This window comes from Achromobacter pestifer (genome assembly GCF_013267355.1).
GTDB lineage: Bacteria > Pseudomonadota > Gammaproteobacteria > Burkholderiales > Burkholderiaceae_B > Achromobacter > Achromobacter pestifer_A.
The window spans coordinates 4,716,880-4,730,116 of the sequence record NZ_CP053985.1 but is presented as its reverse complement, the minus strand read 5'-3'; the positions used below and the strand labels follow the sequence as shown (position 1 = coordinate 4,730,116).

General features: G+C 65.9%; 14 protein-coding genes. 11 read left to right on the top strand and 3 right to left on the bottom strand.

Going from position 1 to position 13,237, the window contains the following annotated elements; translation table 11 throughout:
• The first annotated feature begins 31 nt into the window (after window positions 1-31).
• The 5 genes from FOC84_RS22470 to FOC84_RS22450 all read left to right on the top strand — a co-directional run bounded on the left by FOC84_RS22470 (window position 32) and on the right by FOC84_RS22450 (window position 5,335).
• Window positions 32-1,054, top strand: a complete 1,023-nt coding sequence (locus FOC84_RS22470) for a dipeptidase (RefSeq protein ID WP_173146382.1) — start codon at window positions 32-34, stop codon at window positions 1,052-1,054.
• A gap of 17 nt (window positions 1,055-1,071) precedes the next feature.
• Window positions 1,072-2,076 carry a tripartite tricarboxylate transporter substrate binding protein gene (locus FOC84_RS22465; protein ID WP_254241744.1) on the top strand — a complete coding sequence of 335 codons (1,005 nt, stop codon included), beginning with the start codon at window positions 1,072-1,074 and terminating at the stop codon, window positions 2,074-2,076.
• 120 nt (window positions 2,077-2,196) lie between these two features.
• Window positions 2,197-3,207 (top strand): Bug family tripartite tricarboxylate transporter substrate binding protein, encoded by a 1,011-nt coding sequence (locus FOC84_RS22460; RefSeq protein WP_173146380.1) that lies wholly within the window; start codon window positions 2,197-2,199, stop codon window positions 3,205-3,207.
• 17 nt (window positions 3,208-3,224) lie between these two features.
• Window positions 3,225-4,988, top strand: a complete 1,764-nt coding sequence (locus FOC84_RS22455) for a gamma-glutamyltransferase family protein (RefSeq protein ID WP_173146379.1) — start codon at window positions 3,225-3,227, stop codon at window positions 4,986-4,988.
• A gap of 113 nt (window positions 4,989-5,101) precedes the next feature.
• The gene (locus tag FOC84_RS22450; RefSeq protein WP_173146378.1) at window positions 5,102-5,335 is read left to right on the top strand and encodes a DNA-3-methyladenine glycosylase; all 234 of its coding nucleotides are present in this window, start codon (window positions 5,102-5,104) and stop codon (window positions 5,333-5,335) included.
• Between the two features lie 3 nt (window positions 5,336-5,338).
• Here FOC84_RS22450 and FOC84_RS22445 read toward each other — a convergent pair whose 3' ends face one another.
• From FOC84_RS22445 to FOC84_RS22435, 3 genes are all read right to left on the bottom strand, one after another.
• A complete protein-coding gene (locus FOC84_RS22445) occupies window positions 5,339-5,536 on the bottom strand; it encodes a hypothetical protein (RefSeq protein WP_173146377.1) in 198 nt (65 codons plus the stop codon).
• A gap of 142 nt (window positions 5,537-5,678) precedes the next feature.
• Window positions 5,679-6,077: a PRC-barrel domain-containing protein gene (locus FOC84_RS22440; RefSeq protein ID WP_173146376.1), complete on the bottom strand. Its 399-nt coding sequence runs from the start codon at window positions 6,075-6,077 to the stop codon at window positions 5,679-5,681.
• 132 nt (window positions 6,078-6,209) lie between these two features.
• Window positions 6,210-6,437 carry a hypothetical protein gene (locus FOC84_RS22435; protein ID WP_254241743.1) on the bottom strand — a complete coding sequence of 76 codons (228 nt, stop codon included), beginning with the start codon at window positions 6,435-6,437 and terminating at the stop codon, window positions 6,210-6,212.
• A gap of 68 nt (window positions 6,438-6,505) precedes the next feature.
• Here FOC84_RS22435 and FOC84_RS22430 point away from each other — a divergent pair, with 68 nt between their 5' ends.
• The 6 genes from FOC84_RS22430 (at window position 6,506) to FOC84_RS22405 (ending at window position 12,758) form a co-directional block, all read left to right on the top strand.
• Entirely contained in the window at window positions 6,506-6,856 is a 351-nt protein-coding gene (locus FOC84_RS22430; protein ID WP_173146375.1) for a hypothetical protein, read from the top strand.
• 184 nt (window positions 6,857-7,040) lie between these two features.
• Window positions 7,041-7,997, top strand: coding sequence for a glycosyltransferase family 9 protein (locus FOC84_RS22425; RefSeq protein WP_173146374.1), 957 nt, complete (start codon window positions 7,041-7,043; stop codon window positions 7,995-7,997).
• A complete protein-coding gene (locus FOC84_RS22420; protein ID WP_173146373.1) occupies window positions 7,972-9,090 on the top strand; it encodes a glycosyltransferase family 4 protein in 1,119 nt (372 codons plus the stop codon). The genes FOC84_RS22425 and FOC84_RS22420 overlap by 26 nt, the downstream gene beginning before the upstream one ends.
• A gap of 64 nt (window positions 9,091-9,154) precedes the next feature.
• Window positions 9,155-9,760: a hypothetical protein gene (locus FOC84_RS22415; protein ID WP_173146372.1), complete on the top strand. Its 606-nt coding sequence runs from the start codon at window positions 9,155-9,157 to the stop codon at window positions 9,758-9,760.
• 236 nt (window positions 9,761-9,996) lie between these two features.
• A complete protein-coding gene (locus FOC84_RS22410) occupies window positions 9,997-10,470 on the top strand; it encodes a (2Fe-2S)-binding protein (protein WP_173146371.1) in 474 nt (157 codons plus the stop codon).
• A complete protein-coding gene (locus FOC84_RS22405) occupies window positions 10,467-12,758 on the top strand; it encodes a xanthine dehydrogenase family protein molybdopterin-binding subunit (RefSeq protein WP_173146370.1) in 2,292 nt (763 codons plus the stop codon). The genes FOC84_RS22410 and FOC84_RS22405 overlap by 4 nt, the downstream gene beginning before the upstream one ends.
• The last annotated feature ends 479 nt before the right edge of the window (window positions 12,759-13,237 follow it).

Genomic DNA, 13,237 nt, shown 5'->3' with positions numbered 1-13,237 from the left:
ATCACTCATACCAACACAGGGGAATTCTTTCATGGACAGCCACAGCGTCGATCTGCATCGCCGCGCCACCGTCGTCGACGGCCTGGTCTTCTTCAGCGACGGCAGCACCCGCGACATGCTGGCCGGCGGCGTCAGCGCCATCAACGTCACGATCAGTGACATGGGCGCGGACTTCGAGCAGGCGTTGCGCGACTGCATGGCCTGGCGCCAACGCTGCGCCGCGCCCGGCTCGCCCTGGCTGCTGGTGGAAAAGGCCGAGGACATCGCGCGCGCCAAGCAGACCGGCAAGCTGGGACTCATCATGGGTTGGCAGAACGGCAAGCCCTTGGGCGAGCAGATCGACCGCGTCGCCCTGTTCCATGAATTGGGCATGCGCGTCATCCAGCTGACCTATAACGAAGCCAATCTGCTCGGCGACGGCTGCCTGGAAAAACGCAACGCCGGCCTCAGCGAACTGGGCGTGAAGATGGTCGAGGAGATGAACCGCGTCGGCATCGCCATCGACCTCAGCCATTGCGCGCCGCAGACCTGCCTGGATGCCGCCCGTCACAGCAACAAGCCCGTGCTGTTGACGCATGCCAATGCCAACGCCGTGATCACGCGCCCTCGCAACAAGTCGGACGAGGTCATCAAGGCGGTCGCCGCAACCGGCGGCGTGGTGGGCTGCAGCATCCACGCCTATCTGAGCTGGCGCGGCGATCCACGCCAGCAGCCCCTGCTGTCGGACTTCGTCGCCAACGTGAAATACATAGGCGAGCTGGTCGGCTATGAGCACGTGGGGATCGGCACCGACTTCCCGTCGGTCGACACCTACGAGGCCGTGCGCCACGTGATGGTGATGTCGCGCACCAAGTACGCCAAATCGGGCGGCGACTTCTCGGATGCCTTTGGCGATGTGATGGAAGCGCGTTATCCCGTCGAAACGCCGACGCCCGCGCAATTCCCCGCCTTTACCCATGCGCTGCACCAAGCCGGGCTGACCGACAGCCAGATCCTGGGCGTGCTGGGCGGAAACTTCCAGCGCGCATTCGCGCAGGCATGGGCCGCCGCCTGAATCGAATGGAGACCACCTTGACCACACGCCTACCCCGCTATTTCGCCGCCGCGCTGGCTTGCGCGGCCCGCACGCCGCGCGCCCTCGCGCTTGCCAGCGCCGCCATCGCGGCGCCCGCAGCCGCTGCCGCCCCCTATCCCGCCCAGCCTGTCCACATCATCGTGCCCTATCAGGCGGGCGGCTCCACCGACATCGTGATCCGCAAGTTCGCCGAGCTCGCCGCGCCTGAACTGGGCCAGGCCATCGTCATCGAAAACCGGGGCGGCGCCGGCGCGACCATGGGCGCGCGCGCGATCAAGACTGCGCGTCCCGACGGCTACACCTTGGCCGTCCTGCCCAGCCCGGTCTATCGCATGCCCCACATCCAGGACATGGGCTACGACCCCACGCGCGACTTCACCTACGTCATGATGCTCAGCGGCTATACGCTGGGCGTGGCGGTGCCCGCCGCCTCCCCTTACAAGACCTGGGCCGATTTCATCAGCTATGCCAAACAGCATCCAAATGAAGTCACCTACGGCACGGCCAGCGTCGGCAGCGCCTCCAACGTGATGATGGAAGACATCGCCGGACGCAACGGCGTGACGTGGCGCCACATTCCCTACAAGGGCGAATCCGAAGTGCTGACCGCGGTGATGGGCGGACAGGTAACGGCGTACGCCGGTTCGACCACCGTGCAGCCGCTGGTGCAGTCGGGAAAGATGCGCATGCTGGTCACCTGGGGCGACCAGCGCAGCGCCCAATATCCTGACACGCCCACGCTGCACGAAGTGGACGGCACGCCGCCGGCCAACGCGCCCTTCGGCATCGCCGGCCCCCAGGGCATGCCCCCCGCCGTCGTCTACAGGTTGCATGCCGTCTTCAAGCAGGTGGCCGAATCAGATGCCTTCAAACAGATCCTGACGCAGTACGGCCAGGAACTGGTCTACATGGACGGCAAGGACTACGCCGCCTACGCCGCTCAGCAGTACACGCTGGAAGCGGAGATCGTCCGCAAGCTGGGGCTGGCCGCGAACAAGTAGTCGGGCACGGTCCGGCTGCGCCGCCGCGGCCGGACCGTTTCAGTTCGGGGCGGCGCATGATCCGATCACGGCCGAGGTCGGCTGGGGCATCGGCCAGCAAGAAGAATCCAGGAGGTATCCATGATTATTCGAGCACTCGCCACGCTTCGTTCGCGCCGCCGCGCCGTCGCCGCCTTGTGCGGCCTGGCCGGCCTGCTGGCCGCCGCAAACCCGGGCGCGGCGCTGGCCGAAGCATGGCCCGCCAAGCCGATACGCCTGATTGTCGGCTACCCGCCAGGCGGCGGCACGGATACGGTGGCGCGCATGCTGGCGCAGCAACTCGGCCAGGAACTCAAGCAACCCGTCGTGGTCGAGAACCGGGCCGGCGCCAGCGGCACCATCGCGACCCAGCAGGTCGTGCGGGCCGAGCCCGACGGCTACACCGTGCTGTTCGCCACGGCCTCGCCGCTGACCGGCGCACCGCTCACGGTCAAGGACCTGCCCTACGATCCCATGAACGACCTGATCCCGGTCACCCGCATCGGCGGCGGTCCCTTCATCCTGGTGGCGAATCCGGGGTTCCCGCCCAACACGCTGCCTGAACTCGTGGCGTACGCGCGCAGCCGCCCCGGAGAGGTCAACTATGCCTCGCCGGGAATCATGACCGCCAACTTCTTCTTCTCCGAGCAGCTCAACATGGATGCCGGGATCAAGACCACGAACGTGCCCTACCGAGGCAGCGCGGCGTTGCTCAACGACGTCATGGCCGGCCAGGTGCAGTACACGCTGGACACGCCGGGCACCACGCTACCCTTCATCCGGAACGGCAAACTGAAGGCGCTCGCGATCTTCAGCGACAAGCGCCTGGATCGGGCGCCCGAGATTCCCACCGCCAAGGAAGGCGGCTATCCGAACCTCGTCGGCGGCTCCTGGTACGGCCTGCTGTTGCCCAAGGGCACACCACCCGAAATCGTCGATGGCCTGTACCGGGCCACCAAGGCCGCCTTGTCCAGCGCGGAAGTGCGCACTGCCATGGAAGCGCGCGACGTGATGGTGGAAGGCAGTTCACCCGACGAATTCAGAAGCTACCTGCAAGCCGAGTTCAAACGCTGGCAGGACGTGACGCAGAAGCTGGGCATCAAGCCGCAATGACCTGTTGAGAGAATTCCATGTCCAATCCCACCCACGCCCCCGACCTGACCGCCGGCAGCGCCCCTTCCTCCATGCGTCCCGCGCTGGCGGGCCTGAACCATATGATCTCTGCCGGCCATTATCTGGCCGCGCAGGCCGGCATGGACATACTGCAGGCCGGCGGCAATGCCGTCGACGCCGGCGTTGCCGCCGGCATTGCGCTGGGCGTGGTTCAAAGCGACATCGTCAACTTCGGCGGCGTCGCGCCCATCCTGGTGTATCAGGCCCGCACTCGCACGGTGTTCAGCATTTCCGGGCTCGGTTACTGGCCCAAGGCCGCGCGCCTGGAAGCCTTCCTGGAAAAGCACGCCGGCACGATTCCGGCGGGCGTGCTGCGCACCGTCATCCCGGCCGCGCCCGACGCCTGGATCACGGCGCTGGAGCGCTTCGGCACCATGGGCTTCGGCGAGGTCGCGTCCGGCGCCATCCGCCTGGCACGCGAGGGTTTCGTCATGTACCCGCTGATGGCCGAGGTGCTGGCGGAGAACGAAAAGAACTACGCCCGCTGGGCTTCCAGCGCCGCCGTCTACCTGCCCGGCGGCAAGCCGCCCGCGGCCGGACAGATATTCCGCCAGGCTGACCTGGCACGCAGCATCCAGTACATGGCCGACGAAGAACGCGCGCATCGCGGCGGCGGCCGGCAGGCTGGCCTGGCCGCCGCTCGCCGCGCGTTCTACGAAGGCGATATCGCCGCGGCCATCGTCAAGTACCACCGGGAAGAAGGCGGGCTAGTCACCCACGAGGACCTGCGCGGCTTCTCCGTCGAGGTGGATACCGCGCTATCCACCGACTTTCACGGCACGCAGCTGCACAGCTGCGGCTTCTGGTGCCAGGGACCCTCGCTGCTGCAGATGCTGAACATCCTGGAGCCGCGCGACTTGCGCGCCCTGGGCCACAATTCCGCCGCCTACGTGCATCTGCTGACCGAAGCCATCAAACTGGCTTTCGCCGACCGCGAGGTGCATTACGCCGACCCGCGCCATGCCCAGGTGCCGCAAGCGGATTTGCTGTCCAAGGAATATGCGCGCGCGCGGCTGGCCATGATTGCCCAGGATCGCGCCGGTCCGGACATGCCGCGGGCGGGCCAGCTTCCCCAAGCACGCGATATCGACCTGCGCGCCGCCGGCCCCGATGACATGGCACGCACCGACCCGCGCCTGGACACCTCCTACGTGGCGGTGGTGGACCGGAAAGGCAACGCATTTTCGGCCACGCCCAGCGACGGCTCCTACAACGTCCCCGTCATCCCCGGAACCGGCATCTGCGCTTCTGGACGCGGCAGCCAGTCCTGGGCCGAGGCCGGCCATCCCTGCGCCATCGGGCCGGGCCGCCGCCCGCGGCTCACGCCCAATCCATCGATGGCAATCAGGCCGGGCCAGTACGTCATGCCTTTCGGCACGCCGGGCGGCGACGTGCAGTGCCAGGCCATGCTGCAGACCTTCCTGAACATGGAGGTGTTCGGCATGGACGTGCAGCAGGCGGTGGAAGCGCCACGCTTTGCAAGCTTCAGCTTCCCTTCCTCGTTCGAACCGCACAACGCCATGCCGGGCCGGCTGATGATCGAGGACCTGATCGACCGGACCACGGGCGACAGGCTTGCCGCCATGGGCCATACCGTCAAATGGTGGCAGGGGCATAGCTGGCGGGCCGGGGCCGTCTGCATGGTCAGGCATGACCTGGATAGCGGCGTGCGCTGGGGCGGCGCGGACCCGCGGCGGCCAGCTTACGCGGCAGGGTGGTAAGGAGTCTCGGCGCCAGGCATGCCGCTTGCTGCGCAGGCAAGAACCGGCACGCAAACCACGGACCTATCCACAACCCCAGGTTTGCTGCGAAACACGCACATGGATCGCCGCATATGGATCGCGAGGAACTATTGGCACAGATGATCGCCACGCCAGCGATCGACCGGGACTTCCACGACTGGCCAGAGGTACTGGCCAATTACGCCGAATGCCTGGCGGCGCTGCAGCCCAGGCTGCGACGCGAGGAAGTGGAAAGACTGATCCGGGTCGGCGCGGACTTCTACCGCACGCTGGCGCGCGCCGAGCAGTACCGGCACACGTCCGTGTGGGACGAGCGGCATCGGTAGCGTTCAACTGTATGAACGGCGGCGATACGCCTCCCTGACGTAGCGCTTGAGTTCCGCCTCGACCGTCGAGACCGGCGCGGCGGGTTCCGCCATGGGATCGAGCAGCCGCCGCGCCGCTTCCAGCGTGCGCCGCGCCCTGAGTTCAGCCTCGCTCAAAACCTCGGCGGCAGGCGCCGCCGTATCGCGCTCGGACTTTTCCATGACGCTACTCCTGAAGGTAAGGGGATGCAGCAGTGCGCTACATCAGCAAGCGGCGTGCCCATGGCCTCGACAATTCATGCACTGAAACCGGCCCGCCAAAAAAATTGGGCGGCTCACGGCCGCCCTCTTCATCCCTCCCGCCCTACCAGTAGGGATCCTGGTTGTAGTACTTGTGCACGCTCAGGGCCCAGCTTTCGTCCGCCATCCTCGGCCAGTCATCCTTGTCGAACCCCGGCGCGTTCTTCAGCACCTCCTTGTCCACGTTCAGGATGAAGCACTTGCGGTCCGTGTCCAGGGTCAGGGCCGCCCACGGAATGGCAAACAGCTTGTCCCCCATCCCCAGGATGCCGCCGCGCGCCAGCACCGCATACGCGACTCGTCCCCGCGGCACGTCGATCATGATGTCCTTGATGGATCCCAGCCCTTCTCCCGCGGTGTTGACCACGTCATTGCCCTCCAGGGTGTCCGCGGCCATCACTTCAGGGCCGGGCCCTGTCGCCGAACCCTTGGACCCGCCAACAATATTGGTTTGATGCTCCATGCGTTTCTCCTGTGCGGGGCCTATCCCCACGTTGAACTCCGGTTGCGGCGGCGCCCCGTGCGCCGATCCGGGATGACCCATCCAGCAAGCGTCGTGCCCATCCGGCACAGCGCCGCGCCGGGCATCGCCGGATCATCCTTTGCTGCGTGCGCCAGCGCCGCGGCTGCGCTGGCTTTGCTCCTGGCCCGAACCGATCTGGCTCACGTGGCCGTCCTTCTTGGTCCGATTCTGGCTGTCCCGATGGCTGGCCTGGGCTTCACGCGCCGAGCCGTCGCTGGCCGGGTTCGGCTTGCTGGTCGCACGCTGAACCGCGCACATATTCCACTGGCCGGCATATTTTTCCGACGCTTGCGACGCCATGTCCAGTGGCTAAGCCTGGGCATGGCGCTTGCGGGTCGTATCCCGCTATCCCACATAGGAGCGTACTTATGAAAATCCGAGCCCTCGCCTACGCGCTGGCCCTGTCCGCCGGACTGGCTTCGGCCGGTGCGCTGGCGCAGTCCGCCATGCCCACCTCGCCGTCCAACACGCCGAACGACGGCACCGCCGTCCCCCCCAACCAGCCCGTGCCGCCCGGACAGAAGCCGCCCGCGCCGAATGCGACGCCGAACACGCCGACCAACTCGCCCAATCTGAACAAGAACGGCCACACCCGGTCCGACAAGCACACGACCGACAAGCAGGGGAGTCACCGCGAGGCCAACGACAACGTGCCCAGCACCAAGGGCAGCGGCGCCACGCCGCCTCCGGGGTATCCAAACACGGGTGGCTCCAAGTAGCCGCGCCACGACGGCATGAGCAGAAACCGCCATAAGGCCCAATTGTTTAGTTGTGTGCACCAAGCCCAACCGGTTCTTCACACTCCTTAAAGGACCTCGGAAAGATTCCTCTCATCGGATCGATACATTGCGCGGCAGCGGTCCCCCGGGGCCCCAGAAAACTGCCGTGCAAACGAGGTTGCCCATGTCGGAAGTCGTCGTATATGTCAGAAGCCAGCCCAGGCTGGGCGACCAGATCGTCGCCCTGCCGGCGCTCTATCAACTGAAAACCTGGTGGGCATCCAGGCGAATCCGGGTGGTCGCCCGCGACGACCTGGCGGGCTTCTACCGCGGCGTGCCCTGGGTCGATGAGTTCGTGCGCGCCGCTACCTTTGGCGACTACCTGCGCACGCTGAAGAAGCACACCCCGGTCTGTGTCAGCCTGCATCACAGCAGCGAACGCTTCGGCGTGCTCAACCTGCTGCGGCGGCCGGCCTTGCGGTTCGGCTTTCGCAACGCGCGGATGAGCGATCTGGTCTGGACGCATTGCCACCGCAAGAACATCGCCGAGTACATAGGCCTGGCCAACCTGAGATTGCTGGCGTCGTACCGGCAGTTCGATGCCGAAGCGGCGGCGCGCCGTTGCTTCCAGATGCTGGCCCACCCGTATCGGGATACGGGACAGGCGGCCGACGTGGTCATGATCCCAGGCGGAGGCTCGGGAGCCTTCAAGCGCTGGAGCCTGCTGAACTATCTGCGCCTGGCCGAGAGGCTGAAACTGCTGCTGGGCCAGGACACCCGCTTCCTGTTCGTGCTGGGAGAACAAGAGGTGGCCGAACGCGACAGGCTCGAAGCCATGCGGCGCCCGGAGTTTTCCGTCGTCTACTGCCGCTCGGTGCCCGAGCTCAGCGCCATCATGCTGCGCGCGCGCCTGATCGTGGCCAACGACTGCGGCCCGTCGCATATCGCGCAAGGTGCCTGCGTGCCCTACGTGGGCGTCTTCAACGAGTCCAATCCGGAGTGGTTCTGGGACCGTCCCTACTCCGCCGCTGTCGTCCCCCGCCATCCCCGCGATGGCATCAATTCCATCACGCCCGACGAAGTGCTGGGCGCCTGCCGCAAAGTCTTGGAGCATCATGCGCATCCTGCATACGCTAGCTGAACGCAGCCTGGGCGGGCTGGAATTCCGCGTCCTCGAGCAATCGGCATGGCTGCAGCGCCATGGATACGAAGTGGCGATCGCCGCTCCCACCGACAGCGAAATCGGGCGCGAAGCGCGGCAGCGCGGCCTGCGCGCGGTGGACATAGGCTTCGACTCCGCCTACTCGCCGGCCACGGTCCTGAAGCTGCGGCGCGCCGTCAAGGCGTTGCGCATCGACATCATCGATAGCCATAGCCGCGCGGACGGCAAGACCGCCGCGTTGTGCCGCGATCTGTGCGCGGTCGTCAGGACGCGCCATTTCGCCAAGCCCATGCGCAGCTCGCCACGGCGCCGGCTGGAATGGAAGCTCGGCTGCGACCACGTTATCGCGACCAGCCTGCAGGGCAAGCAGGAAATCCTGGCCGCGCGCCTGGCCGCCCCCGAACAGGTCAGCGTGGTCGGAGAATGGGCCGCCGACGAGTTCTTCCAATCGGACGACGCCCCGCAAGCGCGCCTGCACACCCGGCAAGCCTTGGGCATACGCGCTCCCGACCGCGCCTGCGTCATCGCCACCATAGGCATGCTGCGTCCCGAGAAAGGCCAGGCCGACCTGCTGCGCGTGGTGCAGCGGCTGCGCGCCCAGGGCCTGCCCGCCACTGCGTTGGTGGTCGGCATGCCCACGGCCAGCACCAAGCCCTATGCCTATGCCCTGCACCAGCTGACCGTCGATCTGGGCCTATCCGGGCATGTGGTGTTTGCCGGCCATCGCAACAATGTTGCTGAGATGATTCGCGCCGCCGATGTGGTGCTGGTGCCTTCGGCCACCGAAGCCTGGTCCCGCGTCGTGCCCGAGTCGTTTGCCGCGCGCCGTCCGGTGGTCGCCAGCGATGTCGGCGGTCTGCCGGAAATCGTCACGCCGGGCCAGACCGGCTGGCTGGCGCCGCCGGGCAACATCGCCGGCTACGCGGAGCGCATCATGCGGATCCGCGGCAACCCCGCGCAAACCGGGGCCATGGTCGGCAACGCCCGCGCCTTTGCGGACGCGAACTTCCGGCTGGCGGGCAAGATGTTCAGCACCCTGGAAGCGTACAAGCGGGCGCTGCGTCCCAGCTGACGGGCGGCCGCCAAGGCGGAAGGGGTATCATGGTGCCCCCGATTTGTTTACCCGATTCAGTATCGTGACCAAGCCCGCCCTACTGCTCGTCCTGGCAATCGCCTTGACGGGTTGCTCCAAACAGGAAGAAACACCCTGGGAACGGCTTCAAGCCGCCGCGCCGCAAATGCAGCTGGCAGCCGACACCCCGGAAGCGGCGGTGAAATCCTGGTGGCAGGTCCGTGTAGCGCACGACCGCTACACCGCCACCGCCTGCAAGGAACTGGCCGAGCTATACCGTCCGTTCAGCTCCGCCGAGGACTCCTTAACCACGGCGCAGCTCCAGGCCCGGCAGAACGGCGACGAGAAATGCAGCGTTGAAACCTACGAGCGCAGCGTCGTCAGCGTCGACGTCCAATCCGACACACGCGCCTTCGTCGTTGCGCAGATCCGCAACACCACCCCGTCGACGCCTGGCTTCACCGTGGACAACGATGAGCGCGACCGCAAGGAACGCGGCGTGCGCATGCAGTATCTGCTGGAACGCGCCGACAAGACCCAGGGCTGGAAGATCGCCCAGGTGTATGGCCGCAACCGGTATTGCGAGGTTGCGCCGGTGAACGGCTGGTGCCCGCTGTACAACCGCGCGGCCGGGTCGGCGAATAGTTATGTGTTTGAGTTCAGCCAGTAGGCGAGGCAGCCGGGTAAACGCAGCCTCGCCCGCGCCTATCCGCACACCCTGCCGAATGCCAAACTCCACCCGTTGGACGGCGGCCGCCGGTTGCTGGCAACGCATCTGGATGAAGTGGTCGCGCTGATACGGGCATTCCAGCAACGGGTGAATTTTTCTGGAAACCTTAAGCGGAATTCCGATATAAAGGGGAGGTTCACCCACGCCTGATGCAAGGCGCCTCCTCGGATTCCACGATGACCCAACTTCAAATCAACGGCCAGGCGAAGGATGTCGACGTCCCGGGCGAAACGCCCTTGCTCTGGACCCTGCGGGACGAACTCGGCATGACCGGCACCAAGTTCGGATGTGGCATGGCCTTGTGCGGCGCCTGTACGGTGCACATGGACGGCGCGCCAATCCGCGCCTGTGTCACCCCGCTCTCGGCCGTGGCCGGCCACAGTATCACCACTATCGAAGGGATGGAGGCGGATACTGTCGGCCAGGCAGTGCAACAAGCCTGGATAGAGCAGAACGTCGCTCAGTGCGGCTACTGCCAGGCAGGCCAGATCATGACCGCGGTAAGCCTGCTCAAAGCCACCGCCCAGCCGACTGATCAAGACATCGAAGACGCCATGAGCGGCAATATCTGCCGCTGCGGCACCTACCCTCGCATCCGCGCCGCCATCCAGCAGGCTGCCAAGCGCCTGGCCCAGGGAGGCAAGCAATGACGCACACCGCTCAGCTTTCCAGGCGTGGCTTTCTGCAGGGCGGCCTGGGCGCGCTGACCCTGGCCGTCACATCCAAGGGATTGATCACGACAGCCTGGGCCGCAGAGGCCACCGTCCAGAAGTACGGCGCTGACAGCATGCCCGGCGGCACGGTGGACGACCCGCTGGTCTTCGTCAGCATAGGCGCGGACGGCACCGTTACCATCGTCGCGCACCGCGCTGAAATGGGCACGGGAGTACGCACCAGCCTGCCCATGGTGGTGGCCGACGAGATGGAAGCGCGCTGGGACCGCGTCAAGGTCATACAGGCGCAAGCCGATGAAGTGCGCTACGGCAACCAGAACGTGGATGGCTCGCGCAGCGTCCGCCACTTCTTGATGCCCATGCGGCGCGTCGGCGCGGCAGCCCGCCAGATGCTCGAAGCGGCGGCGGCGGCACGGTGGTCCGTTCCTCTCGCCGAGGTCAAGGCCGTGCAGCACGAGGTGCAGCATCAGCCTACCGGGCGCCGGTTGACTTATGGCGAGCTGGCGGCTGACGCTGCCAGGCAGCCTGTTCCCACTGGCGACGCGCTCAAACTCAAGGCCAGGAGCGAGTTCCGCTACATAGGCAAGGACCAGGTACGCCTCGTGGACCTGGAAGCCATCGGCAAAGGCCAGGCGACCTATGGCATGGATATGCACCTGCCCGGCATGGTCTATGCCGTGGTGGCGCGCCCGCCTGTCGTCGGCGGCAAACTGCGCCGCGTCGACGACGCCCGCGCGCTGGCCGTGCCCGGGGTGCTGAAAGTCGTGGAAATTCCCGCGATGAAAGGCGCGCCCGCGTTCCAGCCCCTGGGCGGCGTCGCGGTCGTCGCTCGCAACACCTGGGCTGCGCGCCAGGGCCGCGATGCGCTGGTCATCGAATGGGACGACGGTCCCAACGGCAGCTACGATTCAGCCACCTACCACCGGACGCTGGAATCCGCGGCGCGCAAACCGGGTAAGGCGATACGCAACCAAGGCGATGCCGGGCAAGCCTGGGCCAAAGCGCCCGAGGCCGAGCGCCTGGCCGCGGAGTACTACGTTCCCCACCTGGCCCACGCCTCGATGGAGCCGCCGGTGGCCACCGTTCAGATCAAGGGCAGCAGCGCCGAAGTCTGGACTTCCATTCAGAACCCCGTCGCGGCGCGCGATGCCGTCGCTGCCCGGCTGAAACTGGAACCCGCCAACGTCAAGGTCCATGTCTTGCTGCTGGGCGGGGGGTTCGGCCGCAAGTCCAAGCCCGACTTTGTGGACGAAGCCGCGATTGTGGCCCGCGCCATGCCCGAAGGCACGCCAGTCAAGCTGGTATGGACGCGCGAGGACGACATCCATCATGACTACTTGCATACCGTGTCGGTCGAGCGCCTGGAAGCCGTCCTGGACAAGAGCGGGCAGGTCCAATCCTGGCTGCACCGTAGCGCCGCCCCCACCATCGCCTCGCTCTTCTCCGAAGGGGCCAAAGGCCAGCAGATGTTCGAGTCGGCCATGTCGGCCATCAACATGCCGTATCGCATTCCGAACGTCCGAGTGGAAACAGCCGAAGTGGAGGCTCATGCCCGCATCGGATGGTTCCGCTCGGTCGCCAACATCCCGCATGCCTTTGCGGCGCAGTGCTTCATTGCCGAGTTGGCCCACCGCGCGGAAAAAGACCCGAGAGAGTTCGCGCTAGACCTTATCGGCCCGGCGCGCCGGATCGATCCGGGCGCACTGGCCGACACCTGGAATTACTCGGAATCCCCCGAGCGCTACCCTTACGACACGGGCCGCCTGCGTGGCGTAATCGAAGCGGCGTGCAAGGGTGCGGAATGGGGTAGAACGCTGCCCAAAGGGCATGGCCTGGGCCTGGCATTCTGCTACAGCTTCATGAGCTACACAGCCACGGTGGTAGAAGTGGCCGTGGACGAGAAAGGCGAGGTGCGCATCGTTGCCGTGGACATGGCGATGGACTGCGGCCCGCAGATCAACCCCGAACGCATCCGCGCGCAAATGGAGGGCGGCGCCATCATGGGCCTGAGCCTGGCGCTCACCAGCGAGATCACCTTCGAGAACGGCCGCGTAAAACAAAGCAACTTCCACGACTATGAAGTGCTGCGCCACAACGCGTCCCCCCGCGTGATCCGGACCCATCTGGTCAACGACGACCACGCCCTGCCGCCAGGCGGCGTCGGCGAGCCGCCGGTTCCACCGGTGGCGCCCGCGCTGTGCAATGCCATTTTCGCCGCGACCGGCAAGCGGATTCGTAGTCTGCCCGTGCGCAGGATCACTTGACGCGGTCCCATGAATGGAATCCGGCCAGCTCGTCCCGACGCCCATCGGAAAGGCTGGCCCGTCGGCCGTTCCGTCTAGCAAGCAGTTGAAATTGCGAGAGATTTTGGCGCGGCAGGAGGGGCTCGAACCCCCGACCCCGGGCTTAGAAGGCCCGTATGAAATTGCCATAAAGCATTGATATAAAGGGGTTCTTCTATTTTTGCGTTAGAACAATTGTGAAATTGACACTACGGCGTTATGCGGCTCTCAAGCCGTCTGTTCTAACGCAGAATGTCCTACTTCAAACGACGCCAGACCGAACACGGCGGATGCTGGACCTGTACCCACCGGCACGGAGAAACGACCAGCCATGGGCGCAGGCGATTCTGCCCCGGGGCTCATCGTTCACGATAGCCCCATTCTTCCCAGATGAAGGATGCGGATAGCCTAAGTTTTCGATGCCGCATCCGTTCATTGAACGTACCCCACCCTCCTAGCAT

Coding starts and splice junctions, on each gene's coding strand:
- FOC84_RS22460 (WP_173146380.1), top strand. CDS start 2,197: ATGATTATTCGAGCACTCGCCACGCTTCGTTCGCGCCGCCGCGCCGTC.
- FOC84_RS22455 (WP_173146379.1), top strand. CDS start 3,225: ATGTCCAATCCCACCCACGCCCCCGACCTGACCGCCGGCAGCGCCCCT.
- FOC84_RS22440 (WP_173146376.1), bottom strand. CDS start 6,077: ATGGAGCATCAAACCAATATTGTTGGCGGGTCCAAGGGTTCGGCGACA.
- FOC84_RS22425 (WP_173146374.1), top strand. CDS start 7,041: ATGTCGGAAGTCGTCGTATATGTCAGAAGCCAGCCCAGGCTGGGCGAC.
- FOC84_RS22410 (WP_173146371.1), top strand. CDS start 9,997: ATGACCCAACTTCAAATCAACGGCCAGGCGAAGGATGTCGACGTCCCG.
- FOC84_RS22420 (WP_173146373.1), top strand. CDS start 7,972: ATGCGCATCCTGCATACGCTAGCTGAACGCAGCCTGGGCGGGCTGGAA.
- FOC84_RS22405 (WP_173146370.1), top strand. CDS start 10,467: ATGACGCACACCGCTCAGCTTTCCAGGCGTGGCTTTCTGCAGGGCGGC.
- FOC84_RS22435 (WP_254241743.1), bottom strand. CDS start 6,437: ATGGCGTCGCAAGCGTCGGAAAAATATGCCGGCCAGTGGAATATGTGC.
- FOC84_RS22470 (WP_173146382.1), top strand. CDS start 32: ATGGACAGCCACAGCGTCGATCTGCATCGCCGCGCCACCGTCGTCGAC.
- FOC84_RS22430 (WP_173146375.1), top strand. CDS start 6,506: ATGAAAATCCGAGCCCTCGCCTACGCGCTGGCCCTGTCCGCCGGACTG.
- FOC84_RS22450 (WP_173146378.1), top strand. CDS start 5,102: ATGGATCGCGAGGAACTATTGGCACAGATGATCGCCACGCCAGCGATC.
- FOC84_RS22445 (WP_173146377.1), bottom strand. CDS start 5,536: ATGGAAAAGTCCGAGCGCGATACGGCGGCGCCTGCCGCCGAGGTTTTG.